Annotated in this window: 24 protein-coding genes and 1 tRNA gene; 16 read left to right on the forward strand and 9 right to left on the reverse strand. The window is 73.2% G+C overall.

Annotation, left to right across the window (positions count from 1 at the left end; all coding sequences use genetic code 11):
- Positions 1-54 precede the first annotated feature (54 nt).
- The 3 genes from GCE86_RS28545 (at position 55) to GCE86_RS28555 (ending at position 4,472) form a co-directional block, all read left to right on the forward strand.
- Positions 55-2,595: a sensor histidine kinase gene (locus tag GCE86_RS28545; RefSeq protein WP_154229772.1), complete on the forward strand. Its 2,541-nt coding sequence runs from the start codon at positions 55-57 to the stop codon at positions 2,593-2,595.
- Positions 2,592-3,290 carry a response regulator gene (locus tag GCE86_RS28550; protein ID WP_154229773.1) on the forward strand — a complete coding sequence of 233 codons (699 nt, stop codon included), beginning with the start codon at positions 2,592-2,594 and terminating at the stop codon, positions 3,288-3,290. Before GCE86_RS28545 ends, GCE86_RS28550 begins: the two co-directional genes overlap by 4 nt.
- 66 nt (positions 3,291-3,356) lie before the next feature.
- Positions 3,357-4,472, forward strand: a complete 1,116-nt coding sequence (locus GCE86_RS28555; RefSeq protein ID WP_154229774.1) for a magnesium and cobalt transport protein CorA — start codon at positions 3,357-3,359, stop codon at positions 4,470-4,472.
- On the opposite strand, the gene GCE86_RS28560 is transcribed toward GCE86_RS28555, so the two are convergent.
- A complete protein-coding gene (locus tag GCE86_RS28560; protein WP_204341674.1) occupies positions 4,450-5,673 on the reverse strand; it encodes an MFS transporter in 1,224 nt (407 codons plus the stop codon). The genes GCE86_RS28555 and GCE86_RS28560 overlap by 23 nt on opposite strands.
- Before the next feature lie 275 nt (positions 5,674-5,948).
- Between GCE86_RS28560 and GCE86_RS28565 the strand changes: the two genes are divergently transcribed.
- The 6 genes from GCE86_RS28565 (at position 5,949) to GCE86_RS28590 (ending at position 10,495) form a co-directional block, all read left to right on the forward strand.
- The gene (locus GCE86_RS28565; RefSeq protein WP_154229775.1) at positions 5,949-6,977 is read left to right on the forward strand and encodes a DUF4331 family protein; all 1,029 of its coding nucleotides are present in this window, start codon (positions 5,949-5,951) and stop codon (positions 6,975-6,977) included.
- 4 nt (positions 6,978-6,981) lie between these two features.
- Positions 6,982-7,659, forward strand: a complete 678-nt coding sequence (locus tag GCE86_RS28570) for a DUF1275 family protein (RefSeq protein ID WP_154229776.1) — start codon at positions 6,982-6,984, stop codon at positions 7,657-7,659.
- Positions 7,660-7,762: 103 nt separating this feature from the next.
- Complete coding sequence (locus GCE86_RS28575; RefSeq protein ID WP_091260852.1) at positions 7,763-8,173, forward strand: RlpA-like double-psi beta-barrel domain-containing protein; 411 nt, start codon at positions 7,763-7,765, stop codon at positions 8,171-8,173.
- A gap of 16 nt (positions 8,174-8,189) precedes the next feature.
- Positions 8,190-8,786 carry a cell wall protein gene (locus tag GCE86_RS28580; RefSeq protein WP_091260850.1) on the forward strand — a complete coding sequence of 199 codons (597 nt, stop codon included), beginning with the start codon at positions 8,190-8,192 and terminating at the stop codon, positions 8,784-8,786.
- A 111-nt stretch (positions 8,787-8,897) separates the two neighbouring features.
- Positions 8,898-9,764, forward strand: coding sequence for a MauE/DoxX family redox-associated membrane protein (locus GCE86_RS28585; protein WP_204341675.1), 867 nt, complete (start codon positions 8,898-8,900; stop codon positions 9,762-9,764).
- Positions 9,765-9,847: 83 nt separating this feature from the next.
- Positions 9,848-10,495 (forward strand): hypothetical protein, encoded by a 648-nt coding sequence (locus GCE86_RS28590; protein ID WP_154229777.1) that lies wholly within the window; start codon positions 9,848-9,850, stop codon positions 10,493-10,495.
- A gap of 215 nt (positions 10,496-10,710) precedes the next feature.
- On the opposite strand, the gene GCE86_RS28595 is transcribed toward GCE86_RS28590, so the two are convergent.
- Complete coding sequence (locus GCE86_RS28595) at positions 10,711-11,133, reverse strand: ATP-binding protein (protein ID WP_167537079.1); 423 nt, start codon at positions 11,131-11,133, stop codon at positions 10,711-10,713.
- A 197-nt stretch (positions 11,134-11,330) separates the two neighbouring features.
- Here GCE86_RS28595 and GCE86_RS28600 point away from each other — a divergent pair, with 197 nt between their 5' ends.
- Positions 11,331-11,696: an STAS domain-containing protein gene (locus tag GCE86_RS28600; RefSeq protein ID WP_154229779.1), complete on the forward strand. Its 366-nt coding sequence runs from the start codon at positions 11,331-11,333 to the stop codon at positions 11,694-11,696.
- On the opposite strand, the gene GCE86_RS28605 is transcribed toward GCE86_RS28600, so the two are convergent.
- On the reverse strand, positions 11,697-12,953 hold the full coding sequence (locus tag GCE86_RS28605) for a PP2C family protein-serine/threonine phosphatase (protein ID WP_244317102.1): 1,257 nt from the start codon (positions 12,951-12,953) through the stop codon (positions 11,697-11,699). It abuts the gene before it with no gap.
- Positions 12,954-13,471: 518 nt separating this feature from the next.
- Positions 13,472-13,672 carry a hypothetical protein gene (locus GCE86_RS28610; protein WP_154229780.1) on the reverse strand — a complete coding sequence of 67 codons (201 nt, stop codon included), beginning with the start codon at positions 13,670-13,672 and terminating at the stop codon, positions 13,472-13,474.
- Here GCE86_RS28610 and GCE86_RS28615 point away from each other — a divergent pair.
- Both GCE86_RS28615 and GCE86_RS28620 read left to right on the forward strand, forming a co-directional pair.
- Positions 13,646-13,718 (forward strand) — tRNA-Arg (locus GCE86_RS28615). The two genes, GCE86_RS28610 and GCE86_RS28615, sit on opposite strands and share 27 nt — an antisense overlap.
- A gap of 55 nt (positions 13,719-13,773) precedes the next feature.
- Positions 13,774-14,271, forward strand: coding sequence for a GNAT family N-acetyltransferase (locus GCE86_RS28620; protein ID WP_154229781.1), 498 nt, complete (start codon positions 13,774-13,776; stop codon positions 14,269-14,271).
- A 20-nt stretch (positions 14,272-14,291) separates the two neighbouring features.
- Here the strand turns inward: GCE86_RS28620 and GCE86_RS28625 are convergent, their stop codons facing one another.
- Positions 14,292-15,029: a class I SAM-dependent methyltransferase gene (locus tag GCE86_RS28625; RefSeq protein ID WP_154229782.1), complete on the reverse strand. Its 738-nt coding sequence runs from the start codon at positions 15,027-15,029 to the stop codon at positions 14,292-14,294.
- A 203-nt stretch (positions 15,030-15,232) separates the two neighbouring features.
- Here GCE86_RS28625 and GCE86_RS28630 point away from each other — a divergent pair, with 203 nt between their 5' ends.
- Positions 15,233-16,009, forward strand: a complete 777-nt coding sequence (locus tag GCE86_RS28630; protein WP_154229783.1) for an HAD-IIB family hydrolase — start codon at positions 15,233-15,235, stop codon at positions 16,007-16,009.
- Between the two features lie 40 nt (positions 16,010-16,049).
- Here GCE86_RS28630 and GCE86_RS28635 read toward each other — a convergent pair whose 3' ends face one another.
- Together GCE86_RS28635 and GCE86_RS32525 are read right to left on the reverse strand one after the other, a co-directional pair.
- Entirely contained in the window at positions 16,050-16,682 is a 633-nt protein-coding gene (locus GCE86_RS28635; RefSeq protein WP_341874572.1) for an NAD(P)H-binding protein, read from the reverse strand.
- A gap of 48 nt (positions 16,683-16,730) precedes the next feature.
- The gene (locus GCE86_RS32525; protein WP_338106331.1) at positions 16,731-16,895 is read right to left on the reverse strand and encodes a KR domain-containing protein; all 165 of its coding nucleotides are present in this window, start codon (positions 16,893-16,895) and stop codon (positions 16,731-16,733) included.
- Between the two features lie 122 nt (positions 16,896-17,017).
- Here GCE86_RS32525 and GCE86_RS28640 point away from each other — a divergent pair, with 122 nt between their 5' ends.
- Together GCE86_RS28640 and GCE86_RS28645 are read left to right on the forward strand one after the other, a co-directional pair.
- On the forward strand, positions 17,018-17,374 hold the full coding sequence (locus tag GCE86_RS28640) for a winged helix-turn-helix transcriptional regulator (protein ID WP_154229784.1): 357 nt from the start codon (positions 17,018-17,020) through the stop codon (positions 17,372-17,374).
- 93 nt (positions 17,375-17,467) lie between these two features.
- The gene (locus GCE86_RS28645; RefSeq protein WP_154229785.1) at positions 17,468-19,264 is read left to right on the forward strand and encodes an adenylyl cyclase; all 1,797 of its coding nucleotides are present in this window, start codon (positions 17,468-17,470) and stop codon (positions 19,262-19,264) included.
- 222 nt (positions 19,265-19,486) lie between these two features.
- Here the strand turns inward: GCE86_RS28645 and GCE86_RS28650 are convergent, their stop codons facing one another.
- Both GCE86_RS28650 and GCE86_RS28655 read right to left on the reverse strand, forming a co-directional pair.
- Positions 19,487-20,080 (reverse strand): ATP-dependent Clp protease proteolytic subunit, encoded by a 594-nt coding sequence (locus tag GCE86_RS28650; protein ID WP_091260829.1) that lies wholly within the window; start codon positions 20,078-20,080, stop codon positions 19,487-19,489.
- 137 nt (positions 20,081-20,217) lie between these two features.
- Complete coding sequence (locus GCE86_RS28655) at positions 20,218-20,790, reverse strand: helix-turn-helix domain-containing protein (protein ID WP_154229786.1); 573 nt, start codon at positions 20,788-20,790, stop codon at positions 20,218-20,220.
- A gap of 161 nt (positions 20,791-20,951) precedes the next feature.
- On the opposite strand from GCE86_RS28655, the gene GCE86_RS28660 reads away from it, so the two are divergent.
- Entirely contained in the window at positions 20,952-21,965 is a 1,014-nt protein-coding gene (locus GCE86_RS28660; protein ID WP_154229787.1) for a potassium channel family protein, read from the forward strand.
- Positions 21,966-21,977 lie beyond the last annotated feature (12 nt).

Below are 21,977 nucleotides of genomic sequence, written 5' to 3' on the forward strand. Positions count from 1 at the left end.
CGGGGTCCCGGAACGAACCGGGACCCCTTCCCGCCGGTCAGGGAGGATGGACCCGTGGCCAGGGGTGAACTGCGGATCTACCTGGGGGCCGCCCCGGGGGTCGGCAAGACGTACGCCATGCTCGAGGAGGCCCAGCGCCGCGCCGAGCGCGGCACCGACGTGGTGATCGGGCTGGTGGAGACGCACGGCCGGCCGCACACCGCCGCGATGATCGGCGACCTCGAGGTGGTCCCGCGCCGGTCGATCAGCTACCGCGGCGTCGACTTCACCGAGATGGACCTCGACGCGGTGCTGGCCCGGCGGCCCGAGGTGGTCGTGGTCGACGAGCTCGCGCACTCCAACGTCCCGGGCTCCCGGCACGACAAGCGCTGGCTGGACGTCCAGGAGCTGCTCGACGCCGGGATCAGCGTGCTCTCCACGGTCAACGTCCAGCACCTGGAGTCGCTCAACGACGTCGTCACGCAGATCACCGGCACCACCCAGCGGGAGACCGTGCCGGATCAGGCGGTCCGTGCCGCGGAGCAGGTCGAGCTGGTCGACATGACCCCGGAGGCGCTGCGCCGCCGGATGGCCCACGGCAACATCTACCGGCCCGACAAGATCGACGCGGCGCTCGGCAACTACTTCCGGATCGGCAACCTCACCGCGCTGCGCGAGCTGGCCCTCCTCTGGCTGGCCGACAAGGTCGACGACCAGCTCGACGCGTACCGGGCGCAGCAGGGGATCTCCGCCACCTGGGAGGCCCGCGAGCGGGTGGTGGTGGCGCTGACCGGCGGCCCGGAGGGCGAGACGCTGATCCGCCGGGCGGCCCGGATCGCCGCCCGCAGCAAGGGCGCCGACCTGCTCGCCGTGCACGTGGCGCGCAGCGACGGGCTGGCCGGGGCCGACCCGGCCCAGCTGGCCCGCCAGCGGGTGCTGGTCGAGACCCTGGGCGGGACCTACCACCAGGTGCTCGGCACCGACATCCCGGCGGCGCTGCTCGACTTCGCGCGCGGCGTCAACGCCACCCAGCTGGTGCTCGGGGCCAGCCGGCGGGGACGGTTCGCCCAGGTGCTCTCGCGCGGGGTCGGCGTCACCACCACCGCGCTCTCCGGTGCCATCGACGTGCACCTGGTGACCCACGCCGAGGCGGGGCGGGGCCGGCGGGCGGCCGAGACGCCCGCCGCGCTGTCCCGGCGCCGCCGGCTGCTGGGGTACGCGCTCGCGATCCTCGGCATGCCGCTGCTGACCCTGCTGCTCGCGGCGCTGCCGGACCTCACCCTCACCAACGACATCCTGCTCTTCCTCACCGGGGTGGTCGGGGTGGCGCTGGTCGGCGGCATGTGGCCCGCGCTGGTCGCGGCGCTCGGCGGCTCGCTGCTGCTGAACTGGTTCTTCACCCCGCCGTTCCACACGCTGACCATCGCCGAGGCGGGCAACCTCCTCGCCCTCGGCGTGTTCGTCGGGGTGGCCGTCGCGGTGAGCTGGGTGGTCGACGTGGCCGCCCGGCGTACCCGGGAGGCGGCCCGCGCCTCGGCCGACGCGCAGACGCTGGCCACCGTGGCCGGTGGGGTGCTGCGCGGCGAACGGCCGCTGCCCGCGCTGCTGGACCGGCTGCGGGAGACCTTCGCGCTCCGGGCGGTGAGTGTGCTGGAGCTGGTGGAGGAGGCCGAGGGACGGCCCGGCCGGGCCCGGGAGGCGGAAGCCTGGCGGGTGGTGGCGAGCGTCGGGGAGGCGCCGCCGGGCAGCCCCGGCGCCGGGGAGACGAGCGTGCCCGTCGACGAGCGGCTCACCGTCGTCCTCGCCGGCCGCCGGCTGGAGGCCGCCGACCGGCGGGTGGTCGAGGCGTTCGCCGCCCAGGCCGCCGTCGCGCTGCGCCAGGAGCGGCTCGCCGAGGAGGCCGCCACGGCCCGCCCGCTCGCCGCCGCCGACCGGATGCGCACCGCGCTGCTCGCCGCGGTCAGCCACGACCTGCGTACGCCGCTGGCCTCGGCGAAGGCGGCCGTGAGCAGCCTGCGCAGCCACGACGTGGAGTTCGACGCCGACGACCGCGAGGAGCTGCTGGCCACCGCCGACGAGTCCCTGGACCGGCTGGGCCGGCTGGTGGCGAACCTGCTCGACATGAGCCGGCTCCAGGCCGGGGCGCTGGGGGTCACGGCGACCGCGATCGGGTTGGAGGACGCCGTACCCCGGGTCCTGGACGAGCTGGGCCCGCCGGCGGCCGAGGTGGCCACGGACATCCCGCCCGACCTCCCGGCGGCCCTTGCCGACCCCGGCCTGCTGGAGCGGGTGCTGGTCAACATCGTGGCCAACGCGCTGCGGCACAGCCCGCCGGGCCACCCTCCGACGATCACCGCCAGCGCGCACGCGGGCCAGGTCGAGCTGCGGGTCATCGACACCGGCCCGGGCATCCCGGAGGACCGGTGGGAGCACGTCTTCCTGCCGTTCCAGCGGCTCGGCGACCGGGACAACCAGACCGGGGTCGGGCTGGGGCTGGCGCTGTCCCGGGGGCTCGCCGAGGCGATGGGTGGCAGCATCACCCCGGAGACCACCCCGGGCGGTGGGCTCACCATGGTGCTGCGGCTGCCCGCCGCCGAGGAGAGGGGCGAGGCGTGACCCGCATCCTGGTCGTCGACGACGAGCCGCAGATCCTCCGCGCCCTGCGGATCAACCTGCGGGCCCGCGGCTACGACGTCGAGGTGGCCGACACCGGGCGGGCCGCGCTGAAGGCGGCCGCCGGCCACCCACCGGACCTCGTGGTGCTGGACCTCGGCCTGCCCGACCTGGACGGCACCGAGGTCATCCGGGGCCTCCGCGGCTGGACCGGCGTGCCGATCATCGTGCTCTCCGGCCGGGCCGGCAGCGAGGACAAGGTCGCCGCGCTCGACGCGGGCGCCGACGACTACGTCACCAAGCCGTTCGGGGTGGACGAACTGCTCGCCCGGATCCGGGCGGTGACCCGGCGGCTCACCGGCTCCGCGGCCGACGGGGTCGGCCCGGCATCCGCCGCCACCCAGCGGATCGGGCGGCACACCGTCGACCTCGCCGACCGGGTGGTGACCCGCGACGACGGCGTCGAGGTGAAGCTCACCCCCACCCAGTGGGCGATGCTCGAGAAGCTGCTGCGGCACCCGGGCAAGCTGGTCAGCCAGCGCCAGCTCCTGCACGAGGTGTGGGGCCCGGAATACCAGAACGAGACCAACTACCTGCGCCAGTACATGGCCCAGCTGCGGCGCAAGCTGGAGGACGACCCGGCCCGGCCCCGCCACCTGATCACCGAACCGGGGATGGGCTACCGCTACCGGCCGTGAGACCGGCCGGGTTTGCCCCGGCTGCTCCGGGGGACTCGGCGAGCCGGCCGAGGAGCGGGGGAGGGCATGGCCGACAACCGGTTCCCGGCACCGGCGGAGGGGTTCGGCCGCCGCCTGGACGAGCACGCCGCCGACGCGCGCCCGGCGGAGCCGGAGCGACCCGCCGGGCTCGTCGACAGCGGGGTCTACGTCGACGGGGTGCGGCGTGCCTCACCGGTCAGCCTGGCCGACACGTACCGGTGCCTCCAGGAACTCGACCGGGCCGTGGCCTGGATCGGGTTGTGCCGGCCGAGCCCGGACCAGATCGGCTCGCTGGCCGCCGAGTTCCAGCTCCCGGAGCTGGCCGTCGAGGACGCCATCAACGCCCACCAGCGGCCGAAGCTGGAGCGGTACGGCGACACCCTGTTCGTCGTGCTGCGCGCGGCCCGCTACCTCGACGCGCGCGAGGCGGTCGAGTTCGCCGAGCTGCACCTGTTCCTGGGGCCCGGGTTCGTGATCACCGTCCGGCACGGGGGCACGCCCGACCTGGCCGGCGTCCGGCGGCGGCTGGAGGCGGAGCCGGCCGTCCTCGCGCTCGGCCCCGAGGCGGTCCTCTACGCGGTGCTCGACCGGGTGGTCGACGGCTACGCCCCGGTGGTCGCCGGGCTGGAGAACGACATCGACGAGATCGAGACGGAGGTGTTCGGCGGCGATCCGAACGCCAGCCGCCGCATCTACGAGCTGAGCCGCGAGGTCATCCAGTTCCAGCGGGCGGCCCGCCCGCTGCTGAAGGTGGTGGACGCTCTCGCCGCCGGCTTCGACCGGTACGGCACCGACGAGGAACTGCGCCGCCGGCTGCGCGACGTGGCGGACCACCTGACCCAGGTCGTCGAGCGGGTGGACGGCTTCCGGCACCTGCTGCAGAACATCCTCACCGTCAACGCGACCCTCGTCTCGCAGGCTCAGAACGAGGAGATGCGCAGCCTCACCGCGGCCAGCTTCGAGCAGAACGAGGAGATCAAGCGGGTGTCGGCGTGGGCGGCGATCCTGTTCGCGCCCACCCTGATCGGCACGGTCTACGGCATGAACTTCGCGCACATGCCGGAACTCGGCTGGCGGTTCGGCTACCTGTTCGCCATCGCTCTGATGGCCGCCGTCTGCGGTGCCCTCTACCTGCTGTTCAAGCGCCGCGGCTGGCTGTGAGCGGATCCCCGGCCGACCCGGTGCCGTTCGCCGGCCGCCGTGACCCGTCGGCGCGCGAGACGCCCCAGAGCACCGCCGTGCCGAGCAGCGCGGCCGCCGGGGCCACCGCCAGCCCGTACCGGAGACCGGCCGACACGAGCGGGCCGGCGAGCGCGGAGCCGGCGGCGCTGCCGACCACGAACCCCGTGCTGACCCAGGCGAACGCCTCGGCCACCGTGCCCGGCTCGGCGAGCCGCTCAGCGGCCAGGAAGATGGCGGTCAGCACCGGCGGCAGCGCGAGCCCGCTGACCACGAGCAGGCCGGCCATCGGGATGGGGCCGGGCGCGAGCAGCAGCGGCAGGTAACCGACCGTGAGTGCGGTGGCCAGCAGCGGCAGCCGCCCGGGCCCGCCCGGCCGGGCCCGGGTGTAGAGCAGGCCGCCGGCCAGGGCGCCGGCCGCCTGCGCCGCGAGCAGCCAGCCGCTGAGCCGGCGGTCGCCGGCCGCCTCGGCGTAGCCGGTCACGGCCACCGCGATGCTCCCGACCGCCGCGCCCACGCCGACCACGCCGGCCATCAGGACGCTGAACCGGGGTACGCGCAGCGGGCCGGCCCAGTGCCGGACGGCCGGCACCCCGCGCCAGGCGCGGACGGCGGGGCTCAGCGCGTACGCCGCCGTGCCGGCCAGTTGCAGCACCCCGGCGGCGACCAGCCCGGCGGGCGGGCCGGCCAGGGTCACGGCGAGCAGGGTGACCAGCGGGCCGACCACGAAGATCACCTCCTGCACGGCGATGTCCAGCGTGTACGCCGTGGGCACCGTGGCGGGCGGGAGCAGGGCGGGCCAGAGGGTACGCAGGCACGCCTCCAGCGGCGGCGTGCCGAGCCCGGCCACCGCCGCGCCGGCCACGGCGCCGGTGAGGTGCCCGCCGGTCAGCGCCACCGCGCCGAACCCGAGACCGGAGAGCACCGCGGCCGCCCACAGCACGGGCGGCTGCCGCCAGCGGTCCACGGCCCGGGCGAGCAGCGGGGTGCCCACCGCCATCCCGGCCGTGTACGCGGCCACCAGCAGGCCGGCGGCCGCGAGGCTCAGCGACTGGCGGGCGAAGAGGAGCAGGGCCAGCGGCCCGCTGGCGGTGGGCAGCCGGCCGACCTGGCTGCTGAGGAGGACCCGGAGGACCTGGGGTGCGCGCAGCACGGCCCGGATCCCGGAACTGTCGACGGACATGAGGCATCGCTCCCGGTGCGACGTGGGGGAAAGGAACCGTCGGGTGCCGGGGCGCCTCAGGGAGCGAAGTCGGCCCGCTCGTGGTCGTTGCCGTAGAGCGGCAGGGCAGGGGTGAGCCACTGGGCGTACGCGGCCGCCGCGGCCTCCACCGGGATCACCCGCCGACGGTAGCCCACCCGAGGCTCAGGGGGAAACTTACTCATTGGGTCTTTTGCGGTGTTACGCCCCGATAGGCTCAGGCCTGCCGTGCCCAGCCGCTGACCCGGGAGACAGCCATGTCGCACCACCTCGACACCCCGCTCGCCGCCCAGAGCGGCCAGCTCTACCTCGACGACCTCTTCGTCTTCGACGGCGAGCGCGGCACCGTCCTGGTGATGGACGTGAACAGCTCGGTGACCCGGGCCGACATCAAGCCGGGCTTCCACCACGAGGCGCGGTACGAGTTCAAGGTGCACGTCGACGGCAGCGAGATGGAGCAGTTGACCTACCGGGTGGCGTTCGGCGAGTTCGGCGGCGACGGCCGGCAGGACCTCACGGTGCACGCCCTCACCGGCGCCGAGGCCCAGGACGACGGTGCCACCGGCACGCCGGTCGCCCAGGGCCGCACCGGGGAGGAGGTGACCGGCGGCAACCTGCGGGTCTGGGCCGGGCGGATCACCGACCCCTTCTACATCGACCTCGACCAGCTCGCCACCGTCAACGACGCCTTCAAGAACGGCGCCCGGCTGGACCGCTCCGCCTGGCGCCCGGAGAACGCGAAGAACAGCTTCGCCGGCACCACGGTCGACTCGATCGTGCTGGAGGTGTCCCGGGACGAGCCGGCGCTGCGCATGGGCAACCGGATCGGCGTCTGGGCGGCGACCAAGCTGGCCACCGACGCCGGGGGCTGGCGGCAGATCAACCGGGCCGGCCATCCGATGATGTGGCCGATCTTCTGGCCCACCGACACCGACTTCTCGAACCCCGCCAACACCCGCCACCCCTGCGAGGACCTGCGGGCCGACGGCGAGGAGATCGCGTCGGCCGTCGCCCGGGTGGTGGCGGCCAACGGCACCGCGCCCGACCCGGGGGCGTACGGCTGGAACGTGGCCCGCGAGCTCTACCCGGACGTGCTGTCCTACCAGGTCGGCACCCCGGCGAACTACGGGTTCGCGGCCCGCAACGGGCGCACCATGGCCGACAACGTGCCCGAGGTGATGTTCTCCCTGGTGCTCAACACCGGCCTGACGTCCGGGCTCACCCCCGACGTCACCAAGGACGCGCGCGCCGCCTCCTTCCCGTACGTGGTCGCCGCCGGGCGGTGAGTTCCTGAGCGAGGACGGGCCCACGCCCGCCGTTCCGCCCCCGGCGGTGCCGCGACTGCTGGTGCTGCTGGCTGTCGCGTCGGGCGTGCTGGACGTGGTCTGCGTGACCCGGCTCGGCGGCTTCTTCGCCAGCGTGATCACCGGCAACCTGGTCCAGGCGGGCCGGGCGCTCGCCGCCGGAGACCTCCGCGCCCTGGCCGGCGGGGCCGTCGCATTGGGCGGGTACGCGGTCGGGGTCGGCGTGGGCAGCCAGGCGTTACGCCGCTCCGGGCCGGGGTGGCGCCGGCGTACCACCGCGGTCGTGACGGCCGAGGCGGCGCTCCTGGTCGCGGTGGCCGGGGGCTGGCTGGCGACCGGCGCGCGGCCCGGCTACGGCGCCGGCCTCGTCCTGCTCGGCCTCGCCGCGGCCGCCAGCGGTACGCAGACCGCGCTCACCCTCAGCGCCGGGGTGCCCGGCGCGTCGACCACGTACTTCACCGGGTCGCTGACCGACGCGGTGCGGCGGGTGCTGGCGGGTCCGCACCGCTTCGCCGCCACGCGGGGCGGGCTGGGCCGCCTGGCCGGGCTGCTCGCCGGGGCCGCGCTCGGCGGGGTCCTGCTGGAGGTCGCGCCGGCCTGGGCGCCGGTGCCCGCGGCGGCCCTGGTCGGGCTGGTTGCCCTCGTCGCGCTCCGCCGTATGTAGGAAATCTTCGCCCGGCTTATTGACTCAGGTGATTTCTAACACAACAATCGCCATCTATATCGACATCCATCGTTGTCGATCAACGATCGGGAAGGAGGTATCCATGGCGGCCATACGAGGCGAGGTGTCCTGGTTCTGCTGCGGCACCGCCTGGGGACCGTGCGGCACCGCCGGGGGCGGCGCCTGCGGCACCTGCAGGTCGGGCAACTACCAGCACGCCTGGCCGAACACCTCGGACGCGTGCTACGCCATCACCCACCCGGACACCTGCGGGCTCAGCATGAGCCGGCGGACCTGCGGCTTCCGCCACTACACCACCAACCTCTGCAACGGCTCCCGCGTCGGCACCACCATCGCCGACTGCGGCCCGCAGACGGACCTGTTCTGCGGCGAGCGCACCTGCTGCGGCTCGGCCTGCGGCAGTAACCGCATCATCGACCTGACGCCCGCGGCGTTCAGTGCGATCGGCAGTCTCTCCGTGGGGCTGCGGCCCTGCTCGGTCGACACCGTCTGAACAGGAGGGTTCCGTCATGCCGCAGACCCTGGACCGCCGCCGTCTCCTCGCCACCGCCGCGCTCGGCGGCGTGGTGGGCGCCACCGGCCTCGGCTCGCTCGCCCCCGAGGCGGCCTTCGCCGCCGAGCCGGCGGCCGTCGAGCCCGGCGCGCCCGACCCGAACTTCGTCGAGGGCCGGATCAGCAAGATCTCCGGCCACCTCCTGCTGGTCACCGGATCCGACACCGTGCTGCACTCGATCCGGATCACCGACGGCACGAGCATCTGGAAACTGCACCCCACCACGTTCGACCAGGTCGCCATCGGCGACGGGCTCTACGCCCGCGGCGTCCGCCTGCCCGACGGCACCCTGGCCGCCGACTCGGTGTGGGTCAACATCGTCAATCTGCACGCGCACATCGCCGCCGTCGGCCGCAACCTGCTGCACCTCGACCACAAGGGCCAGCGGATCGTCGCCCACGTCGTGCCCGGCCGCTCCGCCGCCGTCTACAACGGCACCCCGGCCATCAGCGACCTGTCCCTGCTCCGGGTCGGCCGGCACGTCCAGGTGCTCGGCGCCTGGCACCCGGACACCAACGAGATCGACATCGCCACCGTCTACGCCGCCGCCTGACCGGTACGCCCGACGGCTCCGGGCAGCAGTGTCGCACGCGCCGGAGCCGTCGCAGGGCGATCCACGGACCGCCCGCGCGTCACCCGTCGGCCCCATCCGAGGGGAGAACCCATGATCGACCTGATCGCGGCGCTGCAACCGCTGGTCGTCGGCGCGGTGCTGATCTGGTCCGCCCGCGTCAAGCTCCTCGACCGGCACGCCGCCACAACCGCCCGGCGGTCCGCGCTCGCCCGGCTGCTCGGAGAACACCGCGCGCTGCCCGCGTACCGGCTGCTCGGCGGCGTCGAGCTGGCCCTCGGCGGGCTGCTCCTGCTGCCGCCGGCCCTGCGGCTGGAGACCGCCGTCGCGACCGCCCTGGCCGTCGGCTTCCTCGGCTACCTGGCGTACGCCCGCCGGGCCGCGCCCGCCTCCTCGTGCGGCTGCCTGAGCAGCCGCCCGACCCCGGTCTCCGGTCGCAGCCTCGGCCGGGCCGCCCTGCTGGTGGTGGCGGCGGGGCTGGCGACCCTGGCGCCCGGCGACTGGCCGGCCGCGCTCGCCGACCAGCCGCTGGCCGGCGGCGCCGTGCTGCTTGCCGAGGCGGCGGCCGTGGTGGCGCTCTCGCCCGAGCTGGACGCCGCCTGGCTGCTGCCGCTGCGCCGGCTGCGCGCCCGGCTGACCGACCCGCTGCGCGGCGGAACCGGGCTTCCGCTGCTCGCCACGGTGCAGCAGGTGCAGCTCAGCGACTCCTACCGGCGGGTCGCGCCGCTGCTCCGCTCCGACGTCCGCGAGCACTGGGACGACGGCGAGTGGCGGTTCGTCGGCCATGCCGCGCGCTACCAGGGCCGGCCGGTCACCGCGGTCTTCGCCGTCCCGCTGGCCGACGGCGAGCCCGACGCGGTACGGGTCGCCGTCGTCGACGACGCCACCGGGCAGACGCTGCTGGCCCTGGCCGGCGCCGGGCGACCCGCCGGCCCGCGGCTCCACGTGGTGCCCGCGTAGCGGGCGTGGCGGGACCACCGGCTCCGGTGGTCCCGTCACGCCGGTCGGACGGGCGCTTGTGGAGGGTTGCCATCATCGGATGCGTGACGTGGAATGACCTGGCCCGTCCGAGAAGTGCTCCACCGGGCGACGAAACGGCAGCCGCTCGCGTCGACAACCGCACCAACCTGCTCGTCGCGGAGTACAACGCGATCCGGGCCGTCATGGCGCAGAAGTCGGCCGCGTCACACGCCCTCGTCGGCGCGTACCTGACCGTGGTGGCGGTGATCCTGGGGTTCGTGGTCGCCAACCGGGCCGATCCCCGCCTGCTGCTCGCCGTTCCGGTGCTGGCGGCGATCTCCGGCATCACCATCCTGCGGCGCCGGCGGGACCGCGAGGCGGCGAACACCTACATCCGCGAGGTCCTCCGGCCGGTCGCCGTCGAATGCTCGGGCGACGACCGGGTCTTCCGGTGGGACGACTTCTACGCGCAGCAGCGGGGCGCCCGGTCCCTCCTGTACGAGTTCGGGCTGCAACTCGTCTTCCCGTTGTCCGGTTTCGTCGGCCTGTTTGTGACCCTGCCGCTCCTAGGCTCGGTGGGCGACTGGTCGGCCTGGTTGACCGGGCTCGCTTTCCTCGTCGCGTTGCTCTCCGCCTACGTGCGGCAGAACCGGGCCCATCTCGGTCGGTCGGTGTCCGGCGCTCGCGCGCGGGCCCGCGCCGTGGCACGGACGGTGCGCGGGCTTCGCTGACCGCGGAGTTCCCTACCCCCGGATGCCGGCCGTACCTCTCCGGCAGCCGCCGGTTCGCGCCGCGGCCGCCACCGTGTTCATCGGCCGGTAGGCGGCGTCGGCGTCGGGTCGTTGTCGCCATGGCCCTCGCCATGTTTCGGAGCTGGCTGTCCTGCCGGGCGAGGATCGCGTGCACGGCGAAGGCGCCACCCCGGCGTCCAGTGCGGCAGTTCCGGTCAGCGGATCGGCGACGTTCGTACGTCGCTGAGTTGTTTGGTGATGCGAAGCAGCACGCGGTCCGGTGGCCCGGCAACGAAGGCCGCGGTGTCGGCCAGTGCGGCGATCAAGGGCAGTCCACGGCCGCCGACGGTGAGCGGAGCGGGAAGTTCGGCGTCCAGCCCGGCGCCGTTGGGGGTACTGCCGCGGTTGCCGACCTCAAGGAGGCAGAGGTCGTCGTCGATGGTGATGGTGATGTCGACGGTGCTACCCGGATCGGCGTGCATCACCGCGTTGGCGCATGCCTCGGTGATCAACACGGCGAGGTGTCCACGGGAGTCCTCTGCGGCGTCGGTGAGGCTCAGCAGCGTGGTGAGGACATGGCGGGCGCGGGTCACCGAGGACGGTTGCCGTGGGAGCGACAGTGTCATGCTCACCCACATTGCGTAGTCCCTTCCGGCCCGTGCCTCACCCGCGGACCACGGTGCCATACCCAGCGCGGGGATGCTCCGGTGATCAGCACTACCCTGCGTTGCTGAGGCGAAACGGTGAGGGTGTCGGCTCGACGTACGCCGGCCGGCGGCGGTTCACCTGCCGGGAGCATAGGGTGAGCGGGGATCATCGGCGTGGGGAGGGTGCTGTGGGTCTGCTGTTGTCGGTCCGGCCGGGCCGGGGTTGCACCGTGCTCGAGGTGGGCGGCGAGCTGGACATGGCGACGTCCCCGCAGCTGCGCGAGGGCCTGCAACAGTTGGTCGACGCCGGTGACCGCCAGGTCGTGGTGGATATGGCCGAAGTGGGGTTCATGGACTCCAGCGGACTGGGCACGCTGGTGGTGATGTTCAAGGCGTTGCGTGACGTCGGCGGTCGGTTGTGCCTCGCCGCGGTGCAACCCGTCGTACACAGCGTCCTGACGGTCACGTCGGTCGATCAAGTCATCGACGTCTATGACAGTGTGCAGGCGGCTGAGGCCGAACTGCCGTCCACGGACGACGCGACAGGCCAGTAGTCAGTCGGGCAGCGCGGTGCTGGCGCGCGTCTGGTCGGCGCCGGCGCTGGTACGCCGGTCCTCGCTGTGCCCGCCGTACCAGTCGAGGATGAACAGCGTCGCGTCATCGGCCAGCGTCGGTCCGCTGACCTCGAGCACGGCATCGGCCAACGCCCGGACAGCCTCCCGTGGGTGCAACCGGGTGATCGACCGCAACATGGTCGGTAGATCCAGGCTGGCGGCGTTGCGCTCCCGCACGCCGTCGGTGACCACCACCAGACGGTCGCCGGGTCGCAGCGTGACCTCGCTGGCGCGGTAACCGGCCTCGGCGAACATTCCCAGGGGGAAGTTGCCGGGCAGCGGGAGCGCCCGGGTGTCCCCGTCGCGTACCAGCATCGGCGGCACGTGCCCGGCGTTGAGCAGCGCGCACACCCCGGTGCGCAGGTCGAGACGGCCGAGGACCGCGGTGATGTAACTGCCGGGCACGGTGGCGTGTTCGGCCACGTCGGCATTCGCGGCGTCGGCCTGCTCCACCAGACCAGCCCCGCGGCGGCGGCTGTTGCGCAGGCTGCCCACGCCCAGGGTGGCCGTCAGCGCGCTGGCCACCCCGTGGCCCATCGCGTCGGTGACGCTGAAGTGCAGCACGTCCCGGGCCAGGCTGTAGTCGAAGGTGTCCCCGCCGATACTCGCGGCGGGCTCCAGCCAGCCGGACAAGGTGAACCCGCTGGCCTCGCACGTGAACGAGCCGGGAAGCAGGCGGCGCTGAATCTCCCCGGACAGGGTGAACGGCGTCGTGCGTTGCCCCCACTCGAACAGGTCGGTGTACCGGCGGTTAGCGATCACCACGAACGCCAACACGTGCGCCGTGCGGGCGATCTCCTCCAGCGCCCGCGGGGCGGGCTCGTCCGGCAGGATCATCTCGAGCAGGCCGATCGCCTCACCGCGGTCGGTCACCGGCGCCAACACCGCCCACCCGTCAGGCTGCGGGACAACCTGCACCGTCTGGGTGCGCAGCGCCTGTTCGGCGGGGCCGCCGTCGAACGGCATCACCGTGGCGACCTCAGCACCGTCCCGGCGTCCCTCACCGGCACCCTCCAGGGGCACGTGGGTCAACCGGACCAGCGCCCGGCCGCTGAGATCCGCGATCAAGAACGCGACCTTACGTGCTCCCAGCGCCGCACCGAGTTCCCGGGTGACCGCCTCGACCGCCTCGACCGGCGAGGCGTTCTCCGCCGCATCCAACATATGAGCCGTGAGCCGCTCTCGACCGCTTTCCACGGTCGGAGCCTACGAGACCCGGCCGCTCATCGCCGAGCACGAGGAACGTCACGCGCGGACCCATAGTCCCGCCCAGAAGAAGAGAACAAGGAGCAGCAGATCATCACTCGCAGCGGATCACAGGCCGCCGGCGCGGGTCCCGACTGGGCTCCGTTGCGTCGTGATGCCTAACGGGTCGTCGGCTTCCGGTCGTCGTCACCCTCGACACGGAACGGGGTGCGCAGGCGGGTCATCGCAGCCGAACTCACGTCGACGGCAGGGGTGTGGTCGAAAGCCGCATCTGCTCCCGGTGCTTCACGGAACAAATCCGAGTCAGGCGCTGTCACATCAGTCAAGAGCTGCTCCAAGCTTGCGCGCCAACGCGCGATCCACCCGCTCGCACATGCAAGCCGGGTGCGGAAAATGAGCGGGGCCGATCCTGCCGCTCGCAGGGGGCGTTGGATCCGTTTCGCTCGACCCGTCGAACCCTAACCCAGAAAGCCATCGTGTGCGGCCTGGGTCGGGCGACGCTTCCGGAGTCACTCGCCGGACGCGGCGGCACCGACCGTACTTGCGGCGAGCAGCGCGAGGCCTGCCCGGAAGACCCGGCGGCGGCCGAAGTCGTCGCCGAGGCTGTCGGCCACCGCGGTGGGCGCAGGTGACCACTCCTGGGTGCTCGTGGGTATCCGCTGGCAGGTAGGCTGAGCGCTCGCGCCCTCGTAGCTCAGGGGATAGAGCATCGGTTTCCTAAACCGTGTGTCGCAGGTTCGAATCCTGCCGGGGGCACCGCGAAGGACCGCCCACTGACTCGGGGACACGACAGCCCGGAGGGAGTCGGCTGATGGCCGGCAGCACCGTCCGACCGATGACGGCGGAGGACGCCGGCGCGGTGCTGGCGATCTACCAGGCCGGGCTCGACGCCGGCGACGCCAGCTTCGAGACCACCGCACCCACCTGGCCGGCGTTCGACGCCACCAGGCTTCCCGAGCACCGCTTCGTCGCCGTCGACGGCGACGGCTCCGTCATCGGCTGGGTCGCCGTCTCGCCGACCTCGACCCGCGCCGTCTACGCGGGGGTGGTGGAGCATTCCGTGTACGTGAGTCCCGCCGCTCAGGGTCGGGGCGCCGGCCGGCTGCTGCTGGACGCGCTCATCGCCTCCACCGAGGCGGCCGGCGTGTGGACCATCCAGTCCGGTGTCTTCCCCGAGAACACCGCGAGCCTCGCGCTGCACCGGCGGGCCGGCTTCCGGGTCGTCGGCACGCGGGAGCGGATCGGCCTGCACCACGGCCGGTGGCGCGACGTCGTGCTCCTGGAACGCCGCAGCCCGGCCGTCGACTGAGGGCCGGGCCGAGTCGCCGGTCAGCCGGGCAGGCGGTAGACGGAGACGTGGGAGCGGGACTCGGCCGTGAACTCGGCCCCGGACCAGTCCGCGTGCCGCGACTCCAGCTCGAATCCGGCGAGCTGGCCCATGAGGTCCAGCTCGGCGGGCCAGATGTACCGGTGCGGGCTCCGGCCCAGCCGCGCCTCGCGGCTCTCGCCGAAGTGGAAGTGGTGGGACACGACCTGCTGGTGCAGCACGTCGTAGGTGTCCAGGCCGATGTAGCCGGGCTCGGCGCACCACACCATGGCCTGCTGTCCGGGTGGCAGTTTGCGCAGCTCGGGCACCCACAGCTCGATCACGAACCGCCCGCCCGGCCGCAGGTGGCGGGCCGCGTTGCGGAAGCAGGCGACCTGTTCCGCCTGGTCGAGAAGGTTGGAGATGGTGTTGTAGACGAGGTAGACGAGGGTGTAGTCGCCGGGCGCCGTGGCGGTCGCCATGTCGCCGACGACCACGGGGATCGTCGCCTCGTCGGCCTTCGTCCGGAGCTTCGCGACCATCGGTGCGGACAACTCGATCCCGGTGACCGGCACGCCGCGTTCCGCCAGCGGGACGGCCACCCGGCCGGTGCCGACGGCGAACTCGAGGGCCCGTCCGCCGCCCGCGAGTGCGGCGAGGCGGTCGACCGTCGGCCCGAGGACCTCCGGCGCGAACATGCCGGTGCCTGGCGTGTCGTAGCGCTGGGCCGTCTCGGCGTCCCAGATCTCTTCCTGACGCATGGCGCCCACGATCGCCGTCGATGCCGGCCCTGTCCAACGGGTTTCTTCGGGTTTCCGCCCGTCCGCGCTGTTAGCCTGCGTGCGAGGGGCTGCGCTGCGGTCACGGCCCCGACCGGGCGCCAGCCCCGGGCCATCGGGGTGGCAGTGGTTCACGTCGGTACCCTGCTAGTCCTGGCCTGCCCGCGACGACATGGTGGTACTTCGTGAACGATCTTCGAGTGGTGGCGTTCGACCTGGACGACACGCTGGCGGTTTCCAAGTCCCAGATCGATCGTCGGATGGCGGAACTCCTCGGCCATCTGCTCACCGAGGTGGATGTGCTGGTCATCTCCGGTGGCCGGTTCGAGCAGTTCCAGACCCAGATGCTGGCGCACCTCGACCTGACCGAGGAGCAGCGCCGCCGGCTGCACCTGATGCCGACCTGCGGCACCCGGTACTACCGGTGGCTGGACGGCGACTGGCGGCAGGTCTACGCCGAGGACCTGAGCGAGGCCGACAAGGCGCGGGTCGTCGCCGCGCTCACCGAGTCGGCGCAGGCGCTCGACCTGTGGGAGCCGAAGACCTGGGGCGACATCATCGAGGACCGGGGCAGCCAGATCACCTTCTCGGCGCTGGGCCAGTCGGCGCCGCCGGCCGAGAAGTACGGCTGGGACCCGGACGGCAGCAAGAAGAAGCGGCTGCGTGACGCGGTCGCCGCGAAGCTGCCCGACCTGGAGGTCCGGGGCGGCGGCTCGACCTCGATCGACGTCACCCGTAAGGGTGTGGACAAGGCGTACGGCATGCGGAAGCTGCTGGAGTGCCTCGACCTGAAGATCGACAACGTGCTCTTCGTCGGTGACCGGCTCGACGTGGGTGGCAACGACTACCCGGTGAAGGCCATGGGCATCCGCTGTGTCGCGGTCACCCGCTGGGAGGAGACGGCCGACTACGTGGAGAGCCTGGTCGACGACCTGGTGAAGCTGCGGGCCGAGCCGGCCTGACCGCCGCCCCGGATCGAGGGGCGGCGGCCGGACGCGGGCGTCAGAGCGCGGCGCGGATCGCCTCGGCGAGCGTCGTCGGGGTGCGGCCGAGCAGCCGGGCCAGGTCGTCGCCGACCTCCAGCTCACCCTGGGCGATGCCCCGGTCGGCGTCGGCGAGCATGGCCGCGTACCCCTCGGGCAGGCCGGCCGCGACCAGCAGCTCGGTGTACTTGTCCACCGGCAGGTCGAGGTAGGAGACCGGGGCGCCGGTCTGCCGGGAGACCTCGGCGGCCAGCTCGGCCATGCTGAACGGCGCGCCGCCCAGCTCGTACACGCTGCCGGCCTGATCCTGCGCGGTGAGCACCGCCGCGGCGGCGGCCGCGTAGTCGGCGCGGGTGGCGGCGCTGACCCGCCCGTCACCCGCCGCCCCGGCCACCCCGTGCTCGCGGTACGTGGCGAGCTGGCCGGTGTAGTTCTCCAGGTACCAGCTGTTGCGCAGGAACACGTACGGCAGGCCGGAGTCGCGGAGGAGCTGCTCGGTGGCCCGGTGCTCGGCGGCGAGCGCCAGCGTGGAGGTGTCCGCCTTCGCGATGCTGGTGTAGACGACCAGCCCGACGCCGGCCTCCCGGGCGGCGGTGATCACGTTCCCGTGCTGCGGCAGCCGCCGGCCGGCCTCGCTGCCGGAGACGAACATCAGCGTCTCGGCGCCCGCGAAGGCGGTGCGGAGCGACGCCGGGTCGTCCTAGTCGGCCCGCCGGGTCTCCACGCCCCGTTCGGCGAGCTGGGCGAGCCGGTCGGCGTCCCGGCCGACCGCCACGATCCGGTCCGCGGGTACGCCCCGGTCGAGCAACGACGAGATGATCAGGCGGCCGAGGTGGCCGGTGGCGCCGGTGACGACGATGGACATGAGCACTCCCTGCTGGTGGCGACGTCAACTGTCTTCCCTCGCCAACGGGAACAACTCCTCGATACTTCCCGTTGGAGAGTAGGCACCTTGAAGTTCGGTACGCACTGAAGGAGAGTGGTCGCGTGCAGGCGGACCCGTTCAACCGGAACTGCGGCAGCCGCAAGGTCCTCGACCGGATCGGCGACCGCTGGAGCGTGCTGGTGGTGCTCACCCTCGCCGACGGCGACAAGCGCTACGGCGAACTGGCCGAGCGGGTCGACGGGATCAGCCAGAAGATGCTCACCCAGACCCTGCGCGGCCTGGAGCGGGACGGTCTCGTCACCCGCACCGTGCACGCCAGCGTGCCGCCGCGGGTCGACTACGCGCTCACCCCGCTCGGCCGCAGCCTGCTCGACCTGGTCGCCGGCCTGGAGGCGTGGGCCACCACCCACCTGACCGAGGTGGAGGCCGCCCGGGCCCGCTACGACGCCCGGGGCTAGTTCCGGTACCGGCCATGTCTGGCGGGATCGGTGTCGATGCGGTAGGAACGCGCAGAGAGCGCTCTCCGTCCCCATCACCGAACAGGCAGGCAGATGAGACCACTCGACCCCTCCCGCCGCCGTTTCCTCGCCCTCACCGCCGCCTCGGCGGCGTCGGTCACCGCCCTCGGGCTCCCGGCCGGCCCCGCCGCCGCGTCCCCGGCCGGCGACGCCACCGACGCCGAGCCCGACTTCGGCCCCAACGTCTTCGTGTACGACCCGGCCACCCCGGTCGAGGAGATCCAGTCCAACCTGGACCAGATCTTCGCCGTCCAGGAGCACAACGAGATGGGCTTCGACCGGTACGCCGTGCTGTTCAAGCCGGGCCGGTACGAGGTGAACGCCCGGCTCGGCTACTACACCACCGTGGCCGGCCTCGGCGCGCACCCCGACGACGTGGAGATCCACGGTGCGGTGCGGGTCATCGGCCAGCCCGACCCGAACTCCGAGGCCGGCATCTCCGCGCTGACCAACTTCTGGCGCTCGGTGGAGAACCTCGCCGTCACCCCGACCGACTGGTCGAACCAGTGGGCGGTCTCCCAGGCGTCCCCGATGCGCCGGGTGCACATCAAGGGCATCCTCTGGCTGGAGCCCGGCCAGCAGGGCTTCTCCAGCGGCGGCTACATCGCCGACTCCAGGGTGGACGGCATCACCATCAACGGCTCTCAGCAGCAGTGGCTGACCCGGGACAGCGAACTCGGCGGCGACTGGACCAACGGGGTCTGGAACCAGGTCTTCTCCGGTGTCGTCGGCGCGCCGGCGCAGGGCTTCCCCAACCCGCCGTACACGACGCTGCCGACCAGCCCGGTGACCCGGGAGAAGCCGTACCTCTTCGTGGACGGCGCGGGCTGCTGGCGGGTGGCCGTGCCCCGGCTGCGCCGCGACACCGCCGGCACCACCTGGGGCGCCGGCGCCGCGCCGGTGCCGTCGCTGCCGCTGGCCGACTTCTTCATCGCCAAGCCCACCGACTCGGCCAAGCGGATCAACCAGGAACTGTCCCGGCCGGGCCGGCACCTGCTGCTCACCCCGGGCGTCTACCACCTGGACCGGGCGCTGCGGGTCAAGCACCCGGACACCGTCGTGCTCGGCCTCGGCATGCCCAGCCTCGCACCGACCACCGGCGACGTCGCCCTGCGGATCGAGGACGTGGACGGCGTCCGCATCGCCGGGGTGCTTGTCGACGCCGGGCCGGTCGAGTCGGAGGTGCTCGTCGAGGTCGGCAAGCCGCACAGCCACCGGTCGCACGCGACCAACCCGATCTCCCTCCAGGACGTCTTCTTCCGCATCGGCGGCCCGTACGCCGGCCGGGCCGTCACCAGCCTCGTGGTGAACAGCCGGCACACCCTGATCGACAACATCTGGGCCTGGCGCGGCGACCACGGCCGGCCGGGCACCATCGGCTGGACCGTCAACACCGCCGACACGGGCGTGGTGGTCAACGGCGACGACGTGACCGCGTACGGGCTCTTCGTCGAGCACTACCAGCGCTGGCAGACGATCTGGAACGGTGAGCGCGGCCGGACCGTCTTCTACCAGAGCGAACTGCCCTACGACCCGCCGAGCCAGGCCGCCTGGCGCAGCCCGACCGGCAACGGCTGGGCCTCCTACAAGGTCGCGAGCCACGTGCGCGAGCACGAGGCGTGGGGGCTGGGCGTCTACTCGTACTTCAACCAGCACGTGGACATCCGCTGCGACCGGGCCATCGAGGCGCCGCGTCGTGCCGGTGTGCGGTTCCACGACGCCATCACCGTCTTCCTGGACGGCAGCGGCGGCATCGAGCGCACCGTCAACGAGGCCGGCACCCCGGTGGTCGGCTCCTACGGCACCAGCCCGGTGGTCAGCTACCCCTGATGCGCCGATCGGGATTCCCGGCCGGCCGCGCCCACGGCCGGCCGGGAGCGACCCGGTCGATGTAACGAGAATTCCCCCGAAGACGCTGCACTCCGCGCCCCATGCAGGCTGGGAATCCCGCCCATAGGCTCGATCCGGCGGCACCGCGGCCACCCGAGGGGGCGACGGACGCGATCGAGGGGGCGCGTCCGACGTCGGCCGGCCGCGTTGTCGGCCGCCCGTTCAGCCGGGGAGCTGCTCCGCGCGGGTGACCACCTGGTCGATGAGGCCGTACTCGCGGGCCTGCTCGGCGGTGAACCAGCGGTCCCGGTCCCAGTCGCGCTGGATCTCGTCCAGCGTGTGCCCGCTGTGCCGGGCGATCAGCTCCTGCATCGTCCGCTTCACGTGCAGCATGTTCTCCGCCTGGATGGTGATGTCGGCGGCCGTGCCGCCCATCCCGCCGGACGGCTGGTGCATCATGACCCGCGAGTGCGGCAGCGCGAACCGCTTCCCCGCCGCGCCCGCGCAGAGCAGGAACTGCCCCATCGAGCCGGCCATCCCGAGGGCCAGCGTCGCCACGTCGTTCTTGACATACCGCATGGTGTCGTAGACGGCCATCCCGGCGCTGACCGAGCCGCCGGGCGAGTTGATGTAGAGGAAGATGTCCCGCTCCGGATCCTCGGCGGCCAGCAGCAGGATCTGCGCGCAGATCTGATTGGCCGAAGCGTCGGTGACCTCGGTGCCGAGGAAGATGATCCGTTCCTTGAGCAGCCGCTCGAAGACCCGGTCCCCGAGGCTCGGCTGCGCGTCGTCCAGCATCCAGATGCCGTGTCCCATGACCTGACCACCCTCCGTGCCCGCCGGTGGGCGAGGGGCCGCCCGGCAACCGGCGGTCTCCAGCCTCCGGCGGGTGGCACCGGGCGGCCCAGGGTTTCTGCCCGGGGCAGATCCGCCCTGGGCAGAACCGGCCGGGCCTAGGCCGCGGCCAGGCGCCGCCGGCCCGCCCGGGCCCGCCGCCGGGCCAGCGTGACCGAGGTACGCGGACGGTGGCGGGCGGCCGGCGCGGAGGGGATCAGCCAGATCCGGGTGCCGGTGCCGAACGCGGTGGGCGAGGCGTACCCGAGGTCCGGGCCGACCGGCGCGGGCGCGGTGCCGGGCAGCCGCAGCGCCCCGCCGAGCAGCGGGGTCGGGGCGACCGGCCGGCGGGTGGCGTGCAGCCGCGGCGCGCCGACCCGCAGCTGCGGCCCCGTCCGGGTGGCCGGCACCCGGTCCAGCCGGGCCAGCGTCACCCCGGAGGCCACCGGCGCCCGCCGCTCGACGCGGCGCAGCTCGTCGCGGGCCTCTTCGAGCAGGTCGGAGAGGTGGATGCCGAGGGCCCGGCAGATCGCCGCCAGCACCTCGGAGGAAGCCTCCTTGCGGCCGCGTTCCACCTCGGAGAGGTAGGGCAGGGAGACGCCGGCCGCCAGCGCCACCTCGCGCAGGGTGCGGCCCTGGCGCAGGCGTACCCGGCGGAGCACCCCGCCGATCACCCGTCGCAGCAACGACATGCGGGCCTCCTCGCGGTCGTGGTCCCCGGACGTCCCCATCATGCCCCGTCCCGGCGGCGCGGACCGGCCCGGCCGGCCCGCATCTCGCCCCGGCAGGCCGGATCCCCGCGTACCCGCTATGTTGTGGGCGTGCAGGCGACGGTGGCGGAGCAGGGCCGACGGTGATCCATTTTCCCGCGCAACGGCGGGGGCCGCTGAGCGCGCTGAGTCTGCGCCTGCTCGCCGCCCTGGGCCTGGTCCTCGCCGTGGTTGCGGCGGTCTGGATCGACCGCGACGGCTACCGCGACGTCAACGAGGACGGCCTCACCCTCCTCGACTGCTTCTACTACGCGGTGGTCTCGCTCTCCACCACGGGCTACGGCGACATCACCCCGGCCGCTTCGTCGGCACGCCTGGTGAACGTCCTGTTCGTGACCCCCGCCCGGGTGCTCTTCCTGATCATCCTGGTCGGCACCACCCTGGAAGTCCTGACCGAGCAGTACCGGACCGGCCGTCGCCTGTCGCGGTGGAGGAGAATCGTGAAGGACCACGTCATCATCTGCGGCTACGGCACCAAGGGCCGCAGCGCCGTCTCCGCGCTGCTGGAGAACGGCCTGGACAAGTCCAAGATCGTGGTCGTGGAGCGGAGCGGCGCCGCGCTGCGGCAGGCCACCTCGGCCGGGCTGGTCGCCATCGAGGGCTCGGCGACCCGCTCCTCGGTGCTGGAGGAGGCGCACGTCCGCACCGCCAAGTCGGTGATCATCGCGACCGACAGCGACGACGCCTCGGTGCTGGTGGCGCTGACCGTCCGGCAGCTCACCGCCGGCCAGGTGCGGATCATCGCGGCCGTCCGGGAGGCGGAGAACGCGCCGCTGCTCAAGCAGAGCGGCGCGCATCACGTGATCGTCTCCTCGGCGACGGCCGGCCGCCTCCTCGGCCTGTCCACCTCCGCCCCGCCGCTGATCGACGTGGTGGAGGACCTGCTCACCCCCGGTCAGGGCATGGCGCTGGCCATGCGCTCCGCCGAGCGCAGCGAGGTGGGCCGCTCGCCCCGTGAGCTGGAGTCGCTCGTCATCGCCCTGGTCCGCCGGGGCAAGGTGGTCACGTTGAACGACAAGGCGGGTGCGGTGATCGAGACCGGCGACATGCTGGTCCACGTCCGTGACGACCGGCCGCAGTCCGCGGCGACGGTCTGACCTTCCCCCCAT

The sequence above is a fragment of the Micromonospora terminaliae genome, assembly GCF_009671205.1.
GTDB lineage: Bacteria > Actinomycetota > Actinomycetes > Mycobacteriales > Micromonosporaceae > Micromonospora > Micromonospora terminaliae.

Bases quoted from the DNA above. Each gene is read 5' to 3' on its own strand.
- GCE86_RS28655 (WP_154229786.1), bottom strand. From the start codon at position 20,790: ATGTCGTTGCTGCGACGGGTGATCGGCGGGGTGCTCCGCCGGGTACGC.
- GCE86_RS28560 (WP_204341674.1), bottom strand. From the start codon at position 5,673: ATGTCCGTCGACAGTTCCGGGATCCGGGCCGTGCTGCGCGCACCCCAG.
- GCE86_RS28595 (WP_167537079.1), bottom strand. From the start codon at position 11,133: ATGTGGGTGAGCATGACACTGTCGCTCCCACGGCAACCGTCCTCGGTG.
- GCE86_RS28585 (WP_204341675.1), top strand. From the start codon at position 8,898: ATGATCGACCTGATCGCGGCGCTGCAACCGCTGGTCGTCGGCGCGGTG.
- GCE86_RS28575 (WP_091260852.1), top strand. From the start codon at position 7,763: ATGGCGGCCATACGAGGCGAGGTGTCCTGGTTCTGCTGCGGCACCGCC.
- GCE86_RS28580 (WP_091260850.1), top strand. From the start codon at position 8,190: ATGCCGCAGACCCTGGACCGCCGCCGTCTCCTCGCCACCGCCGCGCTC.
- GCE86_RS28625 (WP_154229782.1), bottom strand. From the start codon at position 15,029: ATGCGTCAGGAAGAGATCTGGGACGCCGAGACGGCCCAGCGCTACGAC.
- GCE86_RS28650 (WP_091260829.1), bottom strand. From the start codon at position 20,080: ATGGGACACGGCATCTGGATGCTGGACGACGCGCAGCCGAGCCTCGGG.
- GCE86_RS28565 (WP_154229775.1), top strand. From the start codon at position 5,949: ATGTCGCACCACCTCGACACCCCGCTCGCCGCCCAGAGCGGCCAGCTC.
- GCE86_RS28555 (WP_154229774.1), top strand. From the start codon at position 3,357: ATGGCCGACAACCGGTTCCCGGCACCGGCGGAGGGGTTCGGCCGCCGC.
- GCE86_RS28645 (WP_154229785.1), top strand. From the start codon at position 17,468: ATGAGACCACTCGACCCCTCCCGCCGCCGTTTCCTCGCCCTCACCGCC.
- GCE86_RS28620 (WP_154229781.1), top strand. From the start codon at position 13,774: ATGGCCGGCAGCACCGTCCGACCGATGACGGCGGAGGACGCCGGCGCG.
- GCE86_RS32525 (WP_338106331.1), bottom strand. From the start codon at position 16,895: ATGTCCATCGTCGTCACCGGCGCCACCGGCCACCTCGGCCGCCTGATC.
- GCE86_RS28635 (WP_341874572.1), bottom strand. From the start codon at position 16,682: ATGTTCGTCTCCGGCAGCGAGGCCGGCCGGCGGCTGCCGCAGCACGGG.
- GCE86_RS28610 (WP_154229780.1), bottom strand. From the start codon at position 13,672: ATGCTCTATCCCCTGAGCTACGAGGGCGCGAGCGCTCAGCCTACCTGC.